22 protein-coding genes and 1 tRNA gene are annotated in these 20,367 nt (G+C 66.8%); 6 read left to right on the top strand and 17 right to left on the bottom strand.

Annotated features, from left to right (window positions below; genetic code table 11):
• Positions 1–124: 124 nt before the first annotated feature.
• The 3 genes from O3W51_RS06755 (at position 125) to O3W51_RS06745 (ending at position 3,059) form a co-directional block, all read left to right on the top strand.
• Positions 125–1,081 (top strand): hypothetical protein, encoded by a 957-nt coding sequence (locus tag O3W51_RS06755; protein WP_138355777.1) that lies wholly within the window; start codon positions 125–127, stop codon positions 1,079–1,081.
• Between the two features lie 240 nt (positions 1,082–1,321).
• Positions 1,322–2,878 (top strand): alpha/beta hydrolase, encoded by a 1,557-nt coding sequence (locus O3W51_RS06750; RefSeq protein WP_269284595.1) that lies wholly within the window; start codon positions 1,322–1,324, stop codon positions 2,876–2,878.
• Between the two features lie 104 nt (positions 2,879–2,982).
• A tRNA-Thr gene (locus O3W51_RS06745) sits at positions 2,983–3,059 on the top strand.
• 43 nt (positions 3,060–3,102) lie between these two features.
• Here O3W51_RS06745 and O3W51_RS06740 read toward each other — a convergent pair.
• From O3W51_RS06740 to O3W51_RS06680, 13 genes are all read right to left on the bottom strand, one after another.
• Positions 3,103–4,470 (bottom strand): tyrosine-type recombinase/integrase, encoded by a 1,368-nt coding sequence (locus tag O3W51_RS06740; protein WP_443048245.1) that lies wholly within the window; start codon positions 4,468–4,470, stop codon positions 3,103–3,105.
• An 84-nt stretch (positions 4,471–4,554) separates the two neighbouring features.
• Entirely contained in the window at positions 4,555–4,755 is a 201-nt protein-coding gene (locus O3W51_RS06735; RefSeq protein ID WP_269284778.1) for a helix-turn-helix domain-containing protein, read from the bottom strand.
• A gap of 8 nt (positions 4,756–4,763) precedes the next feature.
• On the bottom strand, positions 4,764–5,930 hold the full coding sequence (locus tag O3W51_RS06730) for an AAA family ATPase (protein WP_269284589.1): 1,167 nt from the start codon (positions 5,928–5,930) through the stop codon (positions 4,764–4,766).
• On the bottom strand, positions 5,927–6,772 hold the full coding sequence (locus tag O3W51_RS06725) for a bifunctional DNA primase/polymerase (RefSeq protein WP_269284586.1): 846 nt from the start codon (positions 6,770–6,772) through the stop codon (positions 5,927–5,929). Before O3W51_RS06725 ends, O3W51_RS06730 begins: the two co-directional genes overlap by 4 nt.
• Positions 6,773–6,899: 127 nt before the next feature.
• On the bottom strand, positions 6,900–7,292 hold the full coding sequence (locus O3W51_RS06720) for a hypothetical protein (RefSeq protein WP_269284583.1): 393 nt from the start codon (positions 7,290–7,292) through the stop codon (positions 6,900–6,902).
• Positions 7,289–8,092 (bottom strand): deazapurine DNA modification protein DpdA family protein, encoded by an 804-nt coding sequence (locus tag O3W51_RS06715; protein WP_269284774.1) that lies wholly within the window; start codon positions 8,090–8,092, stop codon positions 7,289–7,291. The genes O3W51_RS06720 and O3W51_RS06715 overlap by 4 nt, the downstream gene beginning before the upstream one ends.
• Positions 8,092–8,697: a hypothetical protein gene (locus O3W51_RS06710; RefSeq protein WP_269284580.1), complete on the bottom strand. Its 606-nt coding sequence runs from the start codon at positions 8,695–8,697 to the stop codon at positions 8,092–8,094. The genes O3W51_RS06715 and O3W51_RS06710 overlap by 1 nt, the downstream gene beginning before the upstream one ends.
• Before the next feature lie 11 nt (positions 8,698–8,708).
• Positions 8,709–8,903 carry a hypothetical protein gene (locus O3W51_RS06705; protein WP_269284577.1) on the bottom strand — a complete coding sequence of 65 codons (195 nt, stop codon included), beginning with the start codon at positions 8,901–8,903 and terminating at the stop codon, positions 8,709–8,711.
• A gap of 35 nt (positions 8,904–8,938) precedes the next feature.
• Complete coding sequence (locus tag O3W51_RS06700) at positions 8,939–9,190, bottom strand: hypothetical protein (RefSeq protein ID WP_269284574.1); 252 nt, start codon at positions 9,188–9,190, stop codon at positions 8,939–8,941.
• Between the two features lie 140 nt (positions 9,191–9,330).
• Positions 9,331–11,574, bottom strand: coding sequence for an FtsK/SpoIIIE domain-containing protein (locus tag O3W51_RS06695; protein ID WP_269284571.1), 2,244 nt, complete (start codon positions 11,572–11,574; stop codon positions 9,331–9,333).
• Positions 11,575–11,652: 78 nt separating this feature from the next.
• Positions 11,653–12,033, bottom strand: a complete 381-nt coding sequence (locus O3W51_RS06690) for an RRQRL motif-containing zinc-binding protein (protein ID WP_269284568.1) — start codon at positions 12,031–12,033, stop codon at positions 11,653–11,655.
• Positions 12,033–13,016, bottom strand: coding sequence for a DUF2637 domain-containing protein (locus tag O3W51_RS06685; protein WP_269284565.1), 984 nt, complete (start codon positions 13,014–13,016; stop codon positions 12,033–12,035). The genes O3W51_RS06690 and O3W51_RS06685 overlap by 1 nt, the downstream gene beginning before the upstream one ends.
• Positions 13,013–13,309, bottom strand: coding sequence for a hypothetical protein (locus tag O3W51_RS06680; RefSeq protein WP_269284562.1), 297 nt, complete (start codon positions 13,307–13,309; stop codon positions 13,013–13,015). The genes O3W51_RS06685 and O3W51_RS06680 overlap by 4 nt, the downstream gene beginning before the upstream one ends.
• A gap of 212 nt (positions 13,310–13,521) precedes the next feature.
• Here O3W51_RS06680 and O3W51_RS06675 point away from each other — a divergent pair, with 212 nt between their 5' ends.
• Positions 13,522–13,908, top strand: coding sequence for a GntR family transcriptional regulator (locus O3W51_RS06675; protein ID WP_269284559.1), 387 nt, complete (start codon positions 13,522–13,524; stop codon positions 13,906–13,908).
• Positions 13,909–14,124: 216 nt separating this feature from the next.
• Here O3W51_RS06675 and O3W51_RS06670 read toward each other — a convergent pair whose 3' ends face one another.
• From O3W51_RS06670 to O3W51_RS06660, 3 genes are all read right to left on the bottom strand, one after another.
• Entirely contained in the window at positions 14,125–14,634 is a 510-nt protein-coding gene (locus O3W51_RS06670; protein ID WP_269284556.1) for a flavoprotein, read from the bottom strand.
• 50 nt (positions 14,635–14,684) lie between these two features.
• Entirely contained in the window at positions 14,685–15,920 is a 1,236-nt protein-coding gene (locus O3W51_RS06665) for a helix-turn-helix domain-containing protein (RefSeq protein ID WP_269284552.1), read from the bottom strand.
• Between the two features lie 156 nt (positions 15,921–16,076).
• The gene (locus tag O3W51_RS06660) at positions 16,077–16,979 is read right to left on the bottom strand and encodes a DUF6414 family protein (RefSeq protein ID WP_269284549.1); all 903 of its coding nucleotides are present in this window, start codon (positions 16,977–16,979) and stop codon (positions 16,077–16,079) included.
• A 179-nt stretch (positions 16,980–17,158) separates the two neighbouring features.
• On the opposite strand from O3W51_RS06660, the gene O3W51_RS06655 reads away from it, so the two are divergent.
• Positions 17,159–18,064: a hypothetical protein gene (locus tag O3W51_RS06655; RefSeq protein ID WP_269284546.1), complete on the top strand. Its 906-nt coding sequence runs from the start codon at positions 17,159–17,161 to the stop codon at positions 18,062–18,064.
• Positions 18,065–18,243: 179 nt separating this feature from the next.
• Here the strand turns inward: O3W51_RS06655 and O3W51_RS06650 are convergent, their stop codons facing one another.
• Entirely contained in the window at positions 18,244–19,182 is a 939-nt protein-coding gene (locus O3W51_RS06650; RefSeq protein ID WP_269284543.1) for a restriction endonuclease, read from the bottom strand.
• Between the two features lie 584 nt (positions 19,183–19,766).
• On the opposite strand from O3W51_RS06650, the gene O3W51_RS06645 reads away from it, so the two are divergent.
• Complete coding sequence (locus tag O3W51_RS06645; protein ID WP_269284540.1) at positions 19,767–20,231, top strand: hypothetical protein; 465 nt, start codon at positions 19,767–19,769, stop codon at positions 20,229–20,231.
• Positions 20,232–20,367 lie beyond the last annotated feature (136 nt).

The raw sequence follows: 20,367 nt of genomic DNA, 5'->3' as shown, positions 1-20,367 counted from the left end.
TTGGGTGATCAACGGCAGGGACCCGTAACGCCGACCGCCCACCCGGCGTGCCGCGTTGCAGGCTGCTGACAGTGCCGCCGGAGCCCACCCGGGGGCCGTAGTCGTCCCTGAGGTGGTCCGTACCGTGGCTGATGCCGTCCTGTTCACTCTGCTCTTCCTCACCACTGCCGCCGCCGTGGCACTCGTGCGCTCCGCGCTGCGCTACTGGTGGTCGGAACGGTCCGGCCGCGTCTACGAGTTGGCGCAGGACCGCACTGGTACGGCGCTGCGCGCCGCCGCCGCGGGCGTGGCCGTCCTGGCGGTGGTCGCTGTCGCCGTGCCGCTGCTGTCACCGGGAGGCGGCGGGGGCACGGTGACGGCCGCCGCCCGTACGGCGGTGGACCTCCGGGTGCCCGCGCCTCCCCGGCCGCCCGCCCGCGCGGCCGCACCGCCCGCGTCCGGGTCCGGGTCCGCGGCGCCCCGTACGATCTCCCGCCCGGCGGGCGGCGTCCTGCAGGAGCTCGCCGACGGCACACGCGTCTGGACGCCACAGCAGTACGCGTACCCCCGCGCCGCGAAGGTCTCCTTCCCCGTGGTGGTCGCGGAGGTCGGCGCCGGGGACCAGGAGCTCTACGCGGGCTTCGCCGCCCAGGTCCAGCGGCGCCTGGCGGACCCGTTCCTGCTCGTGATCCCGCGCACCTGCGGCGGCGCGGGACCCGATCTCGACGCGGTCGCCCGGCACTACCGCACCCTGACGACCCGGTCGGCGCGCGCGATCCTGGGCGTCGGCGACCGTGCGGCGTGCGCGGTCCGCGAGGCGTTCGCCCACCCCGACCGCTACCGCGCGGTCGCCGGGATCTCCGGCCGGTACGAGGGCGTCGCCGTCCCGCCCCCGTCCCCGGCGGGCCGGCGCCCCGCGCTCCTCATCGCCTCCGGCTCCGGCGAGAGCGCCTCCCGCGACTCGGCCCTCAGGTTCCGCACGGCGCTGCGCCCCCGCGCCGACGAGGTACGCGTCATCGACGGCGTGAGCGGCCGCCGCGAACTCTTCGCCCGCGTCGCCGGCTACCTGACGGAAAAGGTCGACGGCCCGAAGCACCCGTAGCGGGAGCGCACCACCCGGCGCAGGCACCCCGCGAGACCCCTGGCCCCGGACACCCGCCCCCGGACACCCGCCGGGACACTCACCCGGACCCAGCCGCTCACCCGGACCCAGCCACTCGATCAACCCTCAAACGGCCCACAAAAAGCCTACAAATAGCCCATGAGCGGGCGGCGGAGCCCGCCTCCACCCCAGCAGGACGGATACGCTCCCCCTCACCCGACGGGAGGACCCGAGCCGCCGATGTACTCCAAGAGCCCGCTCCGTATCCCCGCCATCGCCCTCGCGGTGGCAGGCCTGCTCCTCTCCGGATGCAGCAGCGGGGGCCCGGGCCACAGCGCCGCCGCCTCCACCACCGCCAGCTCACTCGGCCCGCTCCCGTCGGCCGGCGACGCGAGCCTGGCGCCGTACTACACGCAGAAGCTGAACTGGCACTCGTGCGGCGTCCCCGGCTTCGAGTGCGCCACGATGAAGGCCCCGCTGGACTACGCGCACCCCGTCGCGGCCGACGATCTGAAGCTCGCCGTCGCCCGCAAGAAGGCGGCGGGCCCCGGCGCGCGCCTCGGCTCGCTCCTGGTCAACCCCGGCGGTCCCGGCGGCTCGGCCATCGACTACCTGCAGTACGCGGCGCTCGGCTACCCCGCACCGGTCACCGCCCGCTACGACATGGCCGCCATCGACCCGCGCGGCGTCGCCCGCAGCGAGCCCGTCGAGTGCCTCACCGACGCGCAGATGGACGCCTTCACCGCCGTCGACACGACCCCCGACGACGCCGCCGAGACCGGCAAGCTCGTCACCGCCGACACGGGGTTCGCGGCCGGCTGCGCGAAGCGCTCCGCCAAGCTCCTCGGCCATGTCTCCACGGTCGAATCGGCCCGTGACATGGACGTCCTGCGGGCCCTGCTCGGCGACGACAAGCTCACCTACGTCGGCAAGTCCTACGGCACCTTCCTCGGTGCCACCTACGCCGGACTGTTCCCGCAGCGCGTCGGCCGGCTGGTCCTCGACGGCGCGATGGACCCCTCGGTCTCCGCCCTCGACAGCAGCCGCACCCAGGCCGGCGGCTTCGAGACCGCCTTCACCGCCTTCGCGAACGACTGCATCAAGCACACCGACTGCGCCCTGGGCACGAAGAGTGCCGACGACGCCGGGCACCGCCTCGACGAACTCTTCCGCTCCCTCGACGCCAAGCCCCTCCCCACCGGCCAGGCCCGCCAGCTCACCGAGGCGCTCGGCACCACCGGCGTGATCTCCGCCATGTACGACGAGGGCTCCTGGCCGACGCTCCGCGCCGCCCTGGCCAAGGCCCAGCAGGGCGACGGCGCCGGCCTCCTCAAGCTCTCCGACGAGTACTACGAGCGCGACAGCAGCGGCAAGTACTCGAACCTCATGTTCGCCAACGCCGCCGTCAACTGCCTCGACCTCCCCCCGGCGCTCTCCTCCCCGGCCGACGTCGAGCGCGCCCTCCCGTCCTTCCGCTCCACCTCCCCGCACTTCGGCACGGGCCTGGCCTGGGCCAGCCTGATCTGCGGCTACTGGACGGTCCCGGCCACCGGCAAGCCCCAGCGCATCGAAGCCAAGGGCGCGGCCCCGATCCTCGTCGTCGGCACCATCCGCGACCCCGCCACCCCGTACTCCTGGGCCGAGTCCCTCGCCTCCCAGCTCTCCTCCGGCCACCTCCTCACCTACAACGGCGACGGCCACACCGCCTACGGCCGCGGTTCCGACTGCATCGACACCGCCGTGAACCTCTACCTCCTCGAAGGCACCACCCCGCCCAAGAACAAAAAGTGCGACTGACCCGCTGACCTGCATTTCCGCCCGATCCACCCCTGCACGGAGCACCCCCAACAACCCTGTAGACTTGGCGCCGCTGCTCCCGCCACACTGGCCGAGCGCAGTATGCCGCCTTAGCTCAGTTGGCCAGAGCAACGCACTCGTAATGCGTAGGTCTCGGGTTCGAATCCCGAAGGCGGCCCCACAGGAGAAGTCCCGGTCAGCTTGCTGACCGGGACTTCCTCGTTCTACTGGATGCGGCGACGGCGCCGTGCACGGGCCGCCCGGGTGTCGCCTGTCTCAGTAGCGGTCTCAGTTTTCGGCTTTTCGGCCTCCCCCATCTGGAGGGACTGCGCCATCTTCAGCACCGCGGCGCGGGAGAGCGGACCGGTCGCGTGCACGTACCGCTGAGCCATGCTGAGCTGCGAGTGTCCGAGGATCGCCATGATGGTCCGGATGTCCACCCCCAGCTCGTTGAGGATCGTGCCGGCCGTGTGCCGACTGTCGTGCGGCCGGGCATCCCGAAGCCCTGCCTCCTTCAGCAGGTCTTTGAACTCCTGCCAGTCGTCCCGCGGCGAGATCGGCGTTCCGTCCGGTCGCGCGAACACCACGTCGTGCTCCTCCCACATCTCGCCGGCCGCGGCCTTGTCCACCTCCTGCTGGAGCCGGTGCGCGGCAAGCAGCGGGATGAGCGGCGGCGGTAGGGGGATCGTGCGGCGGCTCTTCTTCGTCTTGGGCCGCGTGAACACCAGCCCGCCATCCTTGCGCTCCGGACACACGCTGGCGTGCCTGGTGCACGTCGCAGCGCAGGGAGCGGGACACCCGCGCTTGTAGCGCTTGTGGGTGGTGCAGTCCGCCGGGCACGGCTCGAACCGGTGCAGCCGCGCGCCGCACGCATGAGGGTCTGAGCAGCCATGCCGCCACGTGAGCCGCTGAAGCTGCCAGAGCGTCTTCATGACACCCGCCTCCAGATCGACGTACGCCCACCGCAGACCGAGCGCTTCCCCCTGCCGAATGCCGAACCCCACACCGATCGCCCACCGCAGCGCGGTCGGCCGCTTGGCAGCAGCTTCGAGGAAGGCCCGCGCTTCGTCCTGCGTGAAGGGGTTGATCTCGTCCTCATCGACAGTCGGCGGATCCACGAGGGTGGCCACGTTCCTGCCGACCAGCTCCCGGCGCAGGGCGATCTTTAAGGCACGCGACAGGATGCGGTGCACTTTCAGCACGTGCGACGGCGCGTGCCCGTCGTTGAGCATGTCGGCGTACATCTTGTCGAGGTGCTCAGGTCGCAGCCTGTCCAGCCGATGCTGGCCGATGCCCGGCACGATGTCGTTGCGGGTCTTGGACCAGTAGTCATCGAGCGTCCGCGGCTTGAGCTTGTGGACGACGATCGTGCTCAGGTAGGTGCCCATCCACGTCTCGACCGTCGGGGCCCTGCCTGCCTTGGGCGCTCGGCCGGCGTCCCGTAGCTTCTCCAGCGTCTTGACCTTGCGGGTGACCTCGGCTTCCGTCTTCGCTGCCCGGTGCCGGCGGTCAGGGCTGCCGTCGCTCTTGATGCCCATGGTCACGCGACCGTGCCAAAGCCCGTCCGCGCCCTCGTAGATGGACGACTCCATGTTCGGCTTACGGGTACCCACGTCTTCCTCCCCATGAGAAAGGCGGGCCGGGCGTGGACCCGGCCCGCCTCCTGTGTGGTGTGACTAGTTGGGCTGTGCGGTGAGGCTTTCTACGAAGGCGACAAGATCGCTCGCCTTGATGCGACGAGACCGGCCGCGCTTGCACCACTTCAGTTCGCCGGAGGCCATCAGCTCGTAGACCGTGGAGCGGCCAAAGCGGAGAGCTACAGCAGCCTCTTCGGGGGTGTAGAGGAGCTGGGCAACGTGCGTGTTGGCGGAGCTCATGGGTGACGTCACGTGTTCCTCCACAGCAGATCGGATGCGCTCTGAGAACCGGACAGCCCGGACAGCTGCGTTTTTTGCTGTCCGGTGAGTTCTTGCAGGTCAGGTGGGGTAACCGGACACCCGGACAGTTGGGACACCTCCGGCAGGGTGGCTGTCCGGGTCTCGGTGTCCGGGTAGTACCGCCCGCTGCCGTCCTTCGTGACCTGTCCGTCTGCGGCCATACGCGAGCAGGTGCGACGGACGGTTTCGACATCAACGCCCGGAAGGCCCGCAGCCACGTCTTTCGGCTTCGCCCCGGGGTTGGCCCGCACGAACCGCAGGATCGCGGCGCGGGTGTCACCCACGGTGTGATCCGTAACGGGGCCGTCCAGCATGTGCCAGGCCCCGGAATCGGATTGGAACTGAAGCGCGTACTCGGCTTCGTCCACATCCCGCCCGGTCACGTGCAGGATGCCGTCAGCCTGCCCACGGGCCCGCTTCAGGACGAGCGTTGCGTCTGCGGCGCCGGCGATGCCGTTGGTCCCGGAGACCTCCGCGAGGAAGTCCTCGGACGCCATCTTCCGGACGTGATGAACCAGTACGAGGGCGACCCCGTAGTGGTCCGCGAGCCGCTTGGCGTAGCCGACCGCGACGTAGTCCGCGTCGTATGCGGAAGCACCCTGGGGGGAGGCTCCGCGCATCTTGGCGAACACGTCGATGACGACCATGCGGGCGGTGGGGTTGCGGTCAAGCCATCCGGCGATGGCTTCCACACCGCCCTGTGGAAAGGGCGGGCATTCGGTGACGAGCGTCAGCCCGGCCGGCGCTGGTTCGCCCTGGAGGAGCTTGGCCATACGGGTCTGCAGTCGGCGCGGCGTGTCCTCCAGCGCGAGGTACAGCACCGGTCCGCCCTGCACGGGCAGGGAGTTCAGCGCGGTACCGCCCGCCGCGACGGAGAGTCCAAGGCCCAATGACAGCCAGGACTTCCCGACTTTCGGCGGACCTGCGAGCAGGCTGACGCCTTCGGCGAGGATGCCGGGCACGGCCCATTTGGGCTCCGGAAAGTTCGCGGCCATGAGTTGATCCGCGGTCCATGCGGTCCGGGGCCGTTCGCGTTTCGGAGGGAGCTCCGTGACGGGCTGTGGGTCGCTGGGGACGGAGTACAGGTGCAGCGGGGGAATCGGGTTGCCGGTCATGCCGCGACCTTTCGGGGGCGCTTAGCTCCGGTCCGCAGCCCTGATGCGATGGTGCGGAGTGCTTCTCTTTCGCCTTGCCCAACTCGGAGAGCGGCGGTGAGAAGCCGCCCGGTCACGTCGGCATCGGACAGCTCTCCTCCGGCAACGAGCTGTCCGAGCGCGATTGAGGCGAGGTAGAGCGCATTGTTGTGCTCGTCCGATGCGGATTCGGTCACCCGGTCCATCTCGCCCTGCACGGCGGCGTTCAGCCATGCTCCGTGCCGGTCTGTGGCCAGTGCCACCACTACAGGGTGCTGAGGCGGCAACGGTGTGGGCTGCAGCAGTTCGGTAAGCCACTTCGGCAGCGGCGCGGCCACGGCGTCGCAGGCGACCCCGTACGACCGGCCGTTGACCGTGCTGCCAGGACCGACGACATATCCGCCGCCCGCGCGGGTGTCGACCTTCCACCCGAGGGTTCCCGCGCTGTTCCGTAGCTCCGTATCGGCAGGTGCCGTGAAGTACAGGTGCGTCCCGCCGCTACCGGTTCGCACTGTGTACGTGTCCGTGGGGTAGGGCTGGCCGTGACGCTCGCACAGCGCGGCGAGCACGTCCGCGCCATCCGTGATGCCCGGCAGGTTCCACGGTTCGCGCGGCCCGTCGTCGCTGTCTTTCGGGGTGTCCAGGTCGACAACGACCAACCCGGCCGGGCCGGTAGGGATGCCGACGTTGTACGGCGCGTGCGTCCAGCAGCGTTCGATACGCGCCGGATCAGTTGTTGCGCGGCTTTCCCACTCTTTGATCGCGGGGCGCTTGTCAGCAGGACGCAGGGGGAAGACCGGCCATCCAAGAATGGCGGTGTCCATAGCGGCCCGCAGCAGCGCGGCGCATTCGGGATGAGGCATTCTGGAGTTCTCCTGTCTGTCTTCGGGCGGGCGGGGAGAACCGCGGCGGCGGGCGACCTTGCTGGGGAGTCCCGCCGCCGCGGCGTTGCTACTGGTCCTTGTGCCAGGCTGCGTACTCCTGGCGCACGTACGGGCGATAGCTGGGGTCCCACTCGGTGGAGTCGGGACCATGCGGGCCGGCTACCGACGTCGGCTGCCCCAGGTCGAACGTGACCAGGAGCCCGGCCGTCTCAGCCGCGGCAGCGATGGCGTCCGCAGTGGCGTCCTCCAGTGCGACACGATCAAAGAGGGCGGCTTTGCGGAGCCAGAACTCCCGGTCGTCGACCGAGGCAGGGGTTAGGCCCAAGCGCCACTCGGTGGATCGCTTCGTGATCGAGGTGAGTACCGCGGTGATCTCGCTCGGAATGCTCGGCGCATCGGCATAGGCCAGCGCGGGTGTGGGGGCGTCGAAGCCTTCGCCTGTCTGCGGATCGTTGATCATTTGGGTCCTCCAGTGATGTCGAGGGTGGGCTGGTTCCAGGACGGGAGTCCGTTCAGGGCGCGGGTGCGCCATTGCAGGGCGTAGGGCTGGCAGTTGGCGCAGTTCTTGTGGGTGTGGCCGGGCAGGGGTGGTCTGCGGCGTGCGTGGGCTGACCAGGCGAGGGAGTCGGCGGAGGTGAGGGAGCTCCCGCAAACGCCGAGACCGTGGGTTTTGAAGCCGAAGCCATGCAGCGCTATGCCGCGTCCTGCGAGCGTGGTGATGATCGCGGCGGCTTGTGCGGTGGCTTGGCGGCGGCAGACGGAGCCGACCCCGACGACAGGTTCGCCAGCCAGGTCGATTCCGGCACGGGTGTAGAGATCGGCACAGTCCTCGTAGTCCGAGACCTCCCAGCCCTGAAGGACCGGGATGATCGGCAGGTCCGGAGCGAGAGTCCGCAAGTGCAGGAAGTTGTCCACGGTGCGGCGCTGGTGTTCGGCAACGCTGAGGTGCGTGCCAGCGAAGTACTGCCCGCCGTGCCAGCCGCCGTGAATGATCGCGGGCTCGCACATCCAGTCCATTGGCGCTGCCCAGTCCAGCAACCCAACCTCGTCGCGGACCCGGCGCACCTCCTTGACGTACTGGGCGGGTGTGACGGTCCACTGACCGTGCTTTTGGATCTCGGTGAAGCCGGAGGAGTCCATGGCGTGGCGGACCGTGGCTCGCGGCAGCGTGACACCCTCCCGCCAGGTCCGCACCGAGATGAACAACGGCACCCCAGCCGTCTTCACCCAGTGCCGCTTGTGCGTGCCCAGGTAGAACATCACCAGCGCTCCCCTTCCCGAGCCGGGAGCTCCGGCAGGCCGCCAGCGGTCAGTGCTGCAGGATCGAATCCCGGCAGAGCCGCACGGGCTGTGAGCGCAGCGGCCAATGCCGTTGCGTAGGCGCCCCCTTCACGGGCGGTTTCGATCTGGGCATGAGCCCGAATGCTTTCCACGCGTTCGACGTGCGCGTGTTCCTCGCTCCGCACGGCGGAGTGTCGTTCGTAGGCGAGCGCGTCGCGTCGGTCGGTGCGCCAGTAGCGGGCGGCGAGCCCGTAGGCGACGGCGGTGGCAAGCGCCCACAGCAGCAGCGGTAAGGACATCCCGTCGGCGTATCCGGCGACGCCTGCCAGGGCGAGCGCTCCGGAGGTAGCGAACGCGGTTCCCGCGATGACGCTGTCGCCGGCGCGGCCGGCTGACGCGAAGGCGCCGGCCGCTGCGGCTCCGGCAGCGAGCACGACCATCAGTGCGGCATTGCCGATGGAGTGCTGAGCGCCGTTGGCGTTCCACACGCGGGCCAGGATCAGCACGGTGGTTGTGGCGATGGCCGGGGCCGCTTTGGGGGTGGCGCTGGCGAGCCAGTGACGGGCAGTGATCTGTTCGTTCACGGCCTGCCTCCTTAAAAGTTGGTGGAGCGGATCGAATCGATGACGTCGGCGGTCAGGTGGTTGATCGGGCCGGCCGCTCCGGTGGAGGCGAGGAAGAAGCCGAACCCGATGGCGATGAACGCGGCGCCGTAGCTGAGGGACTTGGAGCGGAGCAGGAAGAACAGGACGAGCCCGAACAGGGACACGACGGAGACGGTGACGGCCATGAGCGGAACCTCTTTCGGGTCGCTGGGCGGGGTGGTCAGCGGTTGCCTTCGCGGTAGATCCGCTGGGCACGGTTGAAGATCCAGCGGCCGATGCGTATGCGTTTGCCGGTGGTCTTGCAGCGGCGGCAGCTTTTGCCGCGCTGGGGCCGTCCCTTGCGGTCGGTCTTGATCGAGTAGCCGAAGCCGTTGCACTTGCGGCAGCGGCCGAACGGGCTGCCCGCGCACATCGCCGCGTAACAGACCGTGATGATGAACAGGCAGGCGATAGCAGCGGCAATGGGGGTCATCGGAGCCCTCCCAGGGCGGTTCTCGGGGTTTTCGCAGGTGGGGTGCTATGTGCTAGATCGCAGATGGGACCTGAGATGGGGTGCTAGCGGGGGTGCTACCGGTAGCAGGTCACCCCGCTACCGGTAGCGGTCGAACGGGCCTACGCCGCGCCTGCCTTTCCGTCACGCTCCGCGATGGCCTGGATGACGTCGGCGCGGACGATGCCGCGGCGCGTGGTGCGGGCTCCGTCGTCGGTCGTGCCGGCGATCCCCTGGGTCTTGATGCCGTGCGGCTTGAGCGCGCTGGTGACGTTTTCGCCCTTCCAGCCGCGGTAGACCTCCGGCCGCAACTCCTCCAGCCGGGCGGCGATCCGCTCGTTCCACACGCGCTCTTCACTCGCGGGAAGGACGGCCACGACGTCGGCGAGCAGGTCGTACGTCGGGCCTGCGGCGGTCTCGCTTGCTTCCCCCAGAGCGTGTCCGGACAGCGTCCCAACGGCCTTGCGCAGCGCCAGAGCCCGCTGGGCGTTTGCGTCGGTAGCCGGGCCGTTCAGGTACGCGGTGCGCACCACGGACGGCATGGTGCCGGCGCCGGCGAGGTAGCCGTTGCCTGCGTCGATCTCCGGACGGAACGCCGTGGCGCGCACGCCGTTCTTGTACGCGGAGGTGCCGAGGATCATGTCGTTCTCGATCTGACCTGCGACTTTGAGGCAGAACCGGATGGAGACGTTGCCGCTGATCCCGGTCGGCAGGGAGTCCTTGTCCGGTCGCTGGGTGGCCAGCACCAGCATCACGCCGAGCGCGCGTCCGAGCTTGATGATGAACTCGGCGTCCTCGCCTGCCTGCTTGCCGTATTTGGCGTGCGCGAACAGGTTCTGGCACTCGTCAAAGATGGCCAGCAGCGGCCAGAGCTTCAGCGACCGCTTGTCGGCGATCTCCCGGGTGATGCGCTTGTCCGGGCACAGGTCCCGCGGCAGCTTCTTGATGGCCGCGGCCCGCCGCATGACCTCCTTGCGGAGCAGCGCCAGGGACTCGGCCGCGTAGGCGACGGCTTCGTCATGGATGCCGGAGACGAAGCGGTGGGAGACGCATTCGAGGGCGTCCAGGTCGCCGGTGCCCTTGTTCTCGTGTAGCCACAGTTCCACGCTCGGATCCATCGCCGCACCGCAGGCCAGCACCCGCACGGCGCTGGTCTTGCCCTGCCCGGGAAGCGAGCCGACCAGTATGTTGTGCTGGATCATCGGCACCGACTGAGCCCGCCCGCGCGGGTCCACTCCGAACGGGACGCGACGGAAGATGTCGTGCCGCTTGGCGTCGGACAGCGCCCATTTGACGTCGCCCATCTTGGACAGGTCCCGGTCTCCGACCCACAGAACGAGCCGCCCTTCGTGCTCGTTCGGGTCGGCGTCCGGCCACACGCAGCCCAGCGGGCGACGGAGCCCGGAGGCGAGGCGTGAGCGCCGGTCGGCCACGTCGGCGACCGTCACACCGAGCGGCAGGTCGATGTCCGCCCGCCAGCCCAGACCATCGCGGGTGATCGGGGCGACGAACTTGATGCCGTCCCCGCCCTTGGCGACCGCGGAAGCGATCTGGCCAATGCCGATGGAGGCCATGGCCTTGACGACCATGTCGCCGGTCAGCTTCTGTACCTCGGGCTTGATGACCGCCCGAGAGGATAGCGGCGCATCGGCCGGCGCCCCCGCCCACCCGAACCCGACGATTGCCACCGCGGCCGCGATGAACTGTGTCATCGGTCCCGCCCCGCACACGAGGTAGATGCCTGCGAGCAGCGCGGACAGCGAACCGAAAAGGGTGACGATCATCCGCAGGCGTACCCGGCGGTCGCGCTGCCGGGACAGCTTCAGGTACAGCTCGGAGTTCTCGCGGCGTGCTTCGGCCTGCCGTAGCGGGTCTCCCTCGGCGTCGACCGACCAGCGGGCCACCCGGGACAGGGTGGTGAGCAGTCCGCGGGGGGCGCGGATCACGAGCTTGGGCACGTACGTGGTGAGCGTGCGGAGCGCGTGATAGCGGGCGGTGTGCCAGAAGTGCCCGACGAACCAGCGCATCGCGTCCCGGAACTCCGGCATCGACTTCATCCACGGCGGGACGATCGCGAGCCGCTTGGAGGTCTTGATCTGATCCAGCAGTCCCGGGCCCGACGCCGCGGGTGCGGTCAGGTCGACCAGCGTCGGGCGGGAGTTGCCCGACGCGTCGGTGTCCGGGTCGGTCGACTGCGGCGGGGTGGAGTTGCCTCCCTCGTCGGGCGACCGGTCGGGCTTGGCGTCGGTCGCATCCGCGCGGGCGGATCGCGCCTTGTCCAGGTCGACTACGTCGCCGTGGGAGTCGGCGTTCATCTCGGCTTCCAGCCGGTTGAACAGTTCGTTCTCGTCATCGGGGTGCTTCACTGGTTTTCCTTCCAGTGCGAGGGATGACGGGCCCGACCGACGCTGTGAGAGGTGAGCGGTCGGGCCCTGTCGTTGGCGTTACGCGGCGCGCTGTTCCTCGGGATAGGCGCAGGTCACGCACGTCCCCAGCGATGTGGGGATGACGTATCCGGCGTCGGTGTGGCACTGCGGGCAGGTGCGGCGGGCGGTCATCGCCTTGGCGAGCGCGGCGCGCTTCGCCGGCGTCATCGGCCGGACGGGCTTGGCGTCGGTGATCGCGTACAGGTATGCGACCAACGGCCCACGGCGGTAACGCGGGAGCATCACCTGTGCCCGGACGGGCTGGCCTCCGGGCCGTAGGCCCAGGGCGCGCAACTGTCGGCGGGTGGCCATGCCGTCAGGGGCGAGGCGCCATGGGTAGGTCGGTATCCCGTGCGTTGCGCCGTGGGGGTCGTAGCACTTGCCGACGATCCAGGACATCAGGCCACAGCCTCAGCGGAGGCGTTCTCCTGAACGGGGTGCAGGCGCCGGTTGTCGGCTCGCTCGGTCAGCAGCGCGTCGCGCAGGATCCGAGAGTTGGCTGCCGAGCAGCGCAGCGTGGTGCGGATGGCTTCGGCGTTGATCCCGTCGTCCGGCCATCCGGCCGTGGTTTCCCGCGCCTCGGCCAGCAGCTCGGCCGGTGTGCGAGATGCCTTGGGCGCCTTCGCCCTCGCCTTCCCGCTGCGCTTGCGCGCCGGCTTGGGCGCCGGCGCCTGCGGCAGCTCGGGTACCGGCGCAACGACCGGCGGCAGGACCTCGGCCGCGGGGACCAACTCCCCCAGCTTGAGGAGCACGCGCTCCCGCCGCGGGGTACGCGAGCGCCACCGCCGACCGTGCCGCTCCCGGAGCTCCGCACGGGCGAGCAGGCGTTCCCGCTCCCGTCCCAGCACCTCGGAGTAGGAGGTGATCTCCCACAACGTCATCCGGCGCCAGAGGGCGAAAGTGGACAGCGGGGCGAGCAGCCAGCGGGAGCGGCGGATCTTCTCCATGCGCCGGCCGGTCACCGCTCCGATCCGCGAGGCGTACACGTGCGCGGCTACCTCGGACAGGACCACCCACAGCAGCGGCATCGTGCCGTGCGCGATCTTCGCCGACAGGGACTGCCCTGCGGCCACGTTCAGCCAGCAGGTCACCGCGGTCAGCGCCCACGGTAGGAACCGCACCCAGCCCAACGGCATGTCCGTGCGGATCAGCAGCAGAAATGCCGCGGTGAAAACGGGAATCGCAACGTCGATACCGACGGGCAGCATCCACGGGGACGCGAAGCCCCAGCGAGCGCCGGCACCGGAGACCGCCTCGAACGAAGAAGCCAACCCGAGCCCGCCCACTCCGGCTGCGAGCACGGCGACTACGCCTAACAGCCACGTCTCGGACTCCGTGAGGGGCGGGACCGTGGGCCGTACGGTCTCGGGTGCGGTTGTCATGCCGCCACCCCGTTTCGCCGCGCCTGCCGGCGCCGGCCCTGGTTGCTGGGAAGCGGGACGACATTGAAGAGCTCCGGGGCGTACGCCTCGATCGCCTCGGCGGCGATCTGGCTCACGCGGTCGGGAAGGTCGGGATCGTCCGCGAGGATGTCGCGGGCCGCGGCCAGCCGGGCCGCTCGTTCCATCTCGGTCTCGCCCTCGACGCCGAGCCACAGTTCGACCGGTGTACCGAGGGCCAGTTCGACGAAGTCGGTGTCACTAACGGCCTGGTGGCCGCCGATATACGTACGCATGGGGCTCTCCTGAAGACGAAGGAACAGGGAGAACCCGGCGGCAGGCGACCTTGCTGGGGGAGTCCTGCCGCACGGGCAAGTACAGGCGCGCATCATTTCTTGATCCAGATTGACCTAGGCTCATTTGTTGGACATGAAGCTACTCAGGTCGATCCGGATCGTCAAGACAGGGCGGAGGATGAAATTGACCTAGCCCAGTTACGCTCGGACGCATGGAGAAGAGCCCCGGCACACCGCGCCCCACGGCCAAAGACATCGCCGCAGACGTTCGACGATTGCTCGTGCGCGGAGAGCTCGGCCCCGGCGACCAACTGCCGGCAGCCCGCGAACTGGCGAAGAAGTACGGGGTGACCATCGTCAAGGTGCAGAACGCCTACCGAGAGCTTGGAGACGAAGGCCTCGTGTTCTCCGAAGTGGGACGCGGCACCTTCGTGGTCGATCCTTCTCGGCCCGTCGATGGCGCGCAGCGCGATGGATCCGCGTTCCTCACGCTCGCCACTGAGATCAGCGCTATGCACGAGACGATCCGTCTTCTTGGAGAACGCCTTGAGCGCCTTGAGCAGATCGTTGACTCAGACGGTTCAGCACGAGCTCGGTGACGGTATCGGCTCGATGAACCAGCCGCTCCGTCTCCATCCGCGCCTTGTTGAGACTCGCTCTGATCAGGGCGCACTGAGCGGGCGTGAGGCCCGCTTCGCCGCAGTTCCGTTCGAACGTCTCTGACATGTGGAACAGCCTGAGCTGGTGAACGACGATGGACCCGGACAGAGTGTCCGGGTCCATCATCGTTGCAGGTCAACCGTATTGACGGAACGTCATTTCGTCGCTTGCTCCACTGCGTCCAGGACTGCGCTCCACGGGAGCTCCCGTCCGGCCGGTGCATCGCGAGGTTCGTACAGCGGCCACACGTCCGCTCCGTAGACGAGGTGAACCTCCGCCTCCGTCAGCACTTCGAGGTGGCGCCGCCACATCGGATGTCGCGCATGCGCAGCGTTCACCCGAGGAAAGAGGACGACCGGCAGGCCGAGCGTCCCAATGGCTTCGCCCACCTGGGTAAGCGCCTGATTGTCCGCGATGCCTGCCGCGATCTTGGCGACTGTATTGGCGCTGGCAGGGGCAACGGCGTAGCAGTCAACGAGCGGATGCGGGCGGGCTTCTCCGGGGAATCGCGGTGCATCCCGTACTGTCAGACCGGTCAGCCTCTCCAGTCGCTCCACCTCGCCGTTCTGGCGCAGCCAAGCCCCCGCGGTAGGCGTCAGGGTCACGGCCACCTGCCAGCCGCGCTCGATCGCCGGCTCGACCAGCCCCGTGCGGAGTGCTTCCACTCCGCCTGCGGCCGAACCCACTACGCCGAGAACGCCACGCTTCCCTGTGCTCACTGCACCGCCCTGCACCGTTGGGCCATCACGAACACTTCCGACGAGCGAGAGCCCGCAGTCACGGGAGACTGCTTGGTCAAGTCCCGCAGCGTCTCGCGCACCCTTGGATTGTTGCGTACCAGCTGCGGCGAAGTCCGTTCCGCCTTGCGCAGTTCGGCGAAGGCATCATCGCCATGCCCCGTGAGGGAGAGGGCCCGCGCGAAATCGATCCGGTGCGAGACGCTGCGCTCCTGCGGCATGTGATCAACGTTGATCCGCCCGTTTTCCACAACATACGAGACGTTGTCGAGATCCAGCTCCACAGATAGCCGGTGCAGGATCACGTTCGTCGGGCCAAAGCCGGTCTGCCAGTAGTTCTCATCCGAGCCCAGATCGTCCGCGAGCTCCGCGGCACGGCCCAAGAGGCGAGTGGCAGTGGGCCGATCCTGATGGCGCGCTGCGGCGACCGCGGCCCGCAAATGAATCATGCCGAGCAGGCTTAACGCCGCAGGGTCGTTTTCCCCCACACGTGGAGCCAGCCAATTTGCAGTCGCATCGCCCAACGACATCGCCGCTTCGTACCGTCCGTTGGCCAACAGGGCATGCGTCCCGGACCGCGCAGCAGATGCCAGGACCAAGGGATCGTCGGAGGCATCGGCCGCTTGCATGGCGCGCTCCGCAGCAAGCCATGAGATGTCTGATTCTCCGATCTTCGCGAGGGTCGTTGCGGCAAGGTGGTGTGTCCGCGCGGATACCGCCCAGCAGTCGTGATGGTCCTCCTCACGGCGCGCAGCCCGGTCTTCCAGCTCTTGAGCAGCGAGGAGAAGCGCGGGAAGGGCAGCGAGAACGCTTCCGAGACGACCGCCCTGGTAGTCGCTCCATGCCTTCTCAACACGGACCGCGGCCGGCGCGGGTGTCGGGAGTTGAGCATCCACCTCCGGCCCGAACAGCAGACGCGAGAGCCGCCGCGGGCTCATCAGCGCATCACGTACAGCAGGCACGTCGTCCTGCTGCTTCTCGTCTTCCACGAGCATCGACTGACCCACGAGGTCCCCAAGCGGAACCCGCAGGATGCGCGCGAGCTCCGCGAGCATGTCGATCCGCGGCGGCCGGCGCCGCCCAGACTCCGCCTTCGCCAACCAGTCCGTACTACGTCCCACCAGCCCGGCAAGCACTTCTTGCGTGTACCCGCGGCGCTTCCGGTAGAACGCGATCCGTTCGCCGATGCTGAGGTGATCTCCAAGGCCACGCATGGGTGTTGCCTCCCGCTGCCGAGTAGGGGCGTCTCTCACGGTACCGACCTGGCGTTGGATCGGTGACTTCGATCAGGTCTCGGCACCCAGCGTGATGGGTCTATCGGGAGTCGACCCGGACAGAGTGTCCTGGTCTATATATTCGAATTGGATCAATCAATCCTCGTTATTTAGATCCGGAGTGATGTTGGAGCGCTGGATCTTGCGGTAAATAGCAAGAGGAGTTACTGCGATGGCAGGCCATGTTGGTGCTTCACTCAATCCCATTCCTTCCATAGCCCTGCTGGCTTCCTGAATCATCACTTCTAGAGCTCTCCGACTGATGGAATCGGGCCCATTTTGGAAAGCGCTCTGAATCGAGTTCATAGCATTTTCAAATCGAGTGCTTGGCGGCACATTATCTCGCGATGGAATCCTGCTAATAGAGGCGACAACGGTCCATTCTTGCGGGTCTGCCCCCAGTCGAGAAAAAAGCGCTGACCGCTCTGCCGCCAGATACCCTCCAGGGTCGGCAATCAAACCGCAGTATTGATACTCCCATTCATCCACTCCACAGGGAAACACCCTCAAGGCCAGATGGCCCCGATACATTGCCTCAGTGATGGCTACTACATTTTGCGAAAACGAACTATCTTCGCTAAATTTATCAAAAGCAGACGCCGATGCCGCAAATGCCGACGGGTCGATAACCTGAGTGGGGCCAGTTACTCGAATGAGTGAGCCCAACAGAAGTTCTCTATGAAGTCGCCCCAGGTTCCAGCTCTTCTTTTTTTGGGAAATTCCGCTAACATCAACCAGCATATCTAGCGATTCAGCGTCCTCTTCCAGCATGGCAACGTGGAGGTCCGCGAGCGATCGGTATTCCTGTTCATTCGACCCCTCTACATTCCCCAGTTCTTCGACCTCCGCAAAAGAAGCAGTCCAATTTCGCGTTCGCTCCGAGCGGCGTCCTTCCGGAAGTCCCGCGCCGAATTGTGTTAGCAGAGTTCGAACCCTGGGTGTGTCGACATAGAGGTATTCGCGCACATCCGAAACGCCGCTTCGGAGTTGACTAGTCATTTAGACCTCCCGGTAGCTAATTCCTCCTCAAATCATAGCCAGAACCTGCGTATCATGTGCAATATTCGACAGATGCTAGCAAAATTCCACACCCTGTGGTACGGGGACTTGCCATGAGATCCGCATGCGAAAGATCCGAGTAGATGCGGAGCTCACCCTGAAGCGGTAAGGTTGCAGGCGTGGACTTGACGATCAAGGATAACGCCCTTCTCGAATATGTGTGCGATCAGACACGCGACGACATTCGTGGTCGCGTTGATCTACAGAACGCACCAATGGACCACGAAGTCGCGATATCCAGTGCCCGCAAGTTGATTGCCGAGGGTCTGCTCATACTCCCTTCCGTGGGTGACGATGTAAGCATCACCCCATTCGGAAGAGAGTTCTGCTCGCGCATGCGCGAGCAGAGGAACAATGCCCCTGCTCGCATTGTAGCTCTTCGGCTCGCCATTCTGCATTGGCTTTATGATCACCATCTCCACAATGCAACCCCGCATAGCATGGCGGATTTTAGCGCGTCACAGCACGCCATCTACGCTGGCCAATATTTCACATCTTCTGATATCGCGCACGTCGTATCATATTTGCGCGAAGCTAGCCTCATCTTCGGCGCGCAGAGCGAACAGGAATCTCACCTTACTAACCCTGCATTGACAGCCAGGGGTGTAGCCTGCTCAGAAAGCGAGAAATCAGTGTCTGAATTTTTGAACCCGCCTGCATCCAGTGGGCCAAAATTCGACGTTAAAATTGAGGGATCTCAGAACGTTGTCGTGGGAACCCAATCTGACTTCACGCAGAACAGCAATCCCGGAATTGATCCGGACGTGTTGGTCCGACTGATTCACTTCGCAACAGTTGCTCGCGAGGGACTACCGTCCCTTAGTTTGGATGAGGCACAGCAAGCCGAAGTTGAATCCGTCTCAAGGGAACTTGAAGCGGCAGCCGGAGAAAGCGAACCCGAAAGAGGACGCCTCCGTCGCCTGACTAATAGACTGGTGACAGCCCTCGAACCCGCTACTGCATCTGCCCTAGGGGCTGTTGTATCGGCCCTGGGGCAGCAGGCGGCAAGTTCGATCTCTGGATGATTCCTGAATCTATCCGCATTGCTCATCTGTGACGGATGCGAAGGAGTGGCAGTAGGTGTCTTGAATCTCCGCCTGCTACTGCCACTCCTTTGGCGCGATCAGGTGCCCGGAAGGGAAACGGGCTTCGACCTTCCCGATCCCTGCACCGCTCACCCAGAGCACCGGCCCTTCGGCCGTGCTCAGAACGGGAGCACGGCCGGCTTGGTGGTTCCGTAGCCCTTCTTCTCTGGCCACATCACTGCGCAGCCCTGGCTCTCAGCGAGATCCAGGAGGTCCTGGCGAGGCTTGGACGGCAGGAGGATGGCGCGGATGGTGTGGTCTACGAAGCGGCCGTAGTCGGCGAGCTGGCCGATGGCCATCCGGACGTTCTCCCGGGTCACGCTGCCCTTGGCCTCGACGAGCAGACCGAGCTTCTTGGCGTACAGGTCGGTGAAGAGGGGCCGGGTCTCGCCGAGGGGGAGGATCCGGTGGCGGCAGGTCTGGTGACCCTTGTTGCTCAGGTAGTCGGCGAACGCTGAGACGAGGGCTGCTTCCTTCCGCTCAGCCTCGTAAGGCTCACGGTTCGGGTCGACGAACGTCTTCTCCGTCTCGTTCCGCTCCAGGGCCAGTTCATCGACCGTGTTGGGGTCGCTGTTCAGCAGCCGGCCCAGCCGGGTGACCGGGGCCTGAGGGTCGGTGTCGACAGGCACCAGCCGGAAGACGATGACCTTCCGCAGGGGCCCATCATTGGTCTCCGGCGCATCGGCTTCGTACCAGGGGTTTTCCTCGTCAACGACGAACTCGCCCCGGTAGGTGACCGTTCCGCGGGCGCCCTGGAAGACGCGAAGTGCGCGCCCTTCTGCCTTGTGGTTGAGGATGCTGGCGTTGCCGGAGATCATCCGCTGATCGCCGTACTGTCCCTCACCGCTGTAGTGGAAGCGCCCGTCGGGCATCCAACCGTCGTAGTAGCCGTGCTTCTCGCCCGCTACGGGGTCAGTGAAGATCATGACGTTAGGCGTCTTCGCGGACGGGCCGATGCCGCCCTGCGTGCGCCCGCCGAACGTGCCGTGCAGGACCTTGCGCTCAATGGTGTCGCCCGGCTTGAGGGTCCAAGCGGGCTCTGAAGGATCGATGGTCACGGGCCACCTCAAGGGAGTTGTCCGGCCGCGATCGCTGGTGCAACCACTTCTCGCCGTGATCCAGATCTTTGCATATCCACATCGCATGTGGCAATCGGATGACGTATTTCGGCATCGGATTTGGATACGCGCCAGGCTCCGGATGTGTCGATTGGCACCATCGCCCCTGCCGGCGCCAAGGTGTCCCAGCTGTCCGGCTGTCCGGTCACCCCACTTGACCTGCGGAAATTAACCGGACAGCAAAAAGGGGAGGTGTCCGGGCTGTCCGGTTACAGAGGGCTGCAACACCAGGGGGTGTTGCAGCCAGTCGGCGAAGCCGGCTCTCATGGGTCGCAGGCGCCAGAGGCGGCTGCCTCTCCGTCCTAGCACTGGTGCGAGTGGTGGCGGTATGCCACACCCGTGCCAGAGCGTGCAGGGACCAGCGGGGATGGGTGGCGGGTGTAGCTGCGGCCTCAAGATCGGCCCGCCGCAGGTCAGCGCAGCAACTGACTCCAGAAGGCGTGAGCTTCCCAAATTGAGGCGTCGGCTCGGCTTGCGGATCCGGCCCTCTAGGCCGTAGTACGCCCCGCCCGTACCATCAGACCGTGGACTGGGGGACTCTGGCAGGCACTGCGCTGGGCGCGATCCTGGGCGTCAGCACCACCCTCATCGCCGAACGGTCGCGTTGGCAACGAGAAAGCTCGGCTCGCGAGCGTGGCATAAAGCGGCAGCTCTACGCCGAATACCTCGGAGCGCTCTCGCTCACTACGCATCGCCTACGAGACCTGAAGCGCAGCCCTGGGCTCGCCAGGGAAGAGCGCGTCGAGCAGGCAGGTGAGATCCTCGGATCGACCAACGCCTACCACCTCCGCTACCAGATGCTGATCATCGCTCCTGCGATGCTCAGTGAATCGGCCGAGCAGGCGTTCATGCGTGTTCGAGACTTACGAGACCGCTTTGACGAACCCGACATAAGCGCAGATTCCGAGTGGTCTTCAACAATGCGTTCGGTTAGCGATGCACTCGACTCCCTCCGCAGAGCCATGCGATCCGACCTAACCACGGACTGATGGCCTTGTTTGGGACCAGAGGCGAGCCGACAGTTGTTCGCCGGCGAAGGTCCAGGCGTCCAGGACTGGCCATGACCGCCGGCAATTGCAGAAGCACGGAAGGCACGGGAGGAGAGCGCATGGCAGAGAAGGAAGC

The organism is Streptomyces sp. H39-C1, assembly GCF_027158125.1.
GTDB classification, from domain to species: Bacteria; Actinomycetota; Actinomycetes; order Streptomycetales; family Streptomycetaceae; genus Actinacidiphila; species Actinacidiphila fildesensis.
Note: the sequence above shows the minus strand (reverse complement) of the source record. Positions and strands in the feature narration are given on the sequence as shown.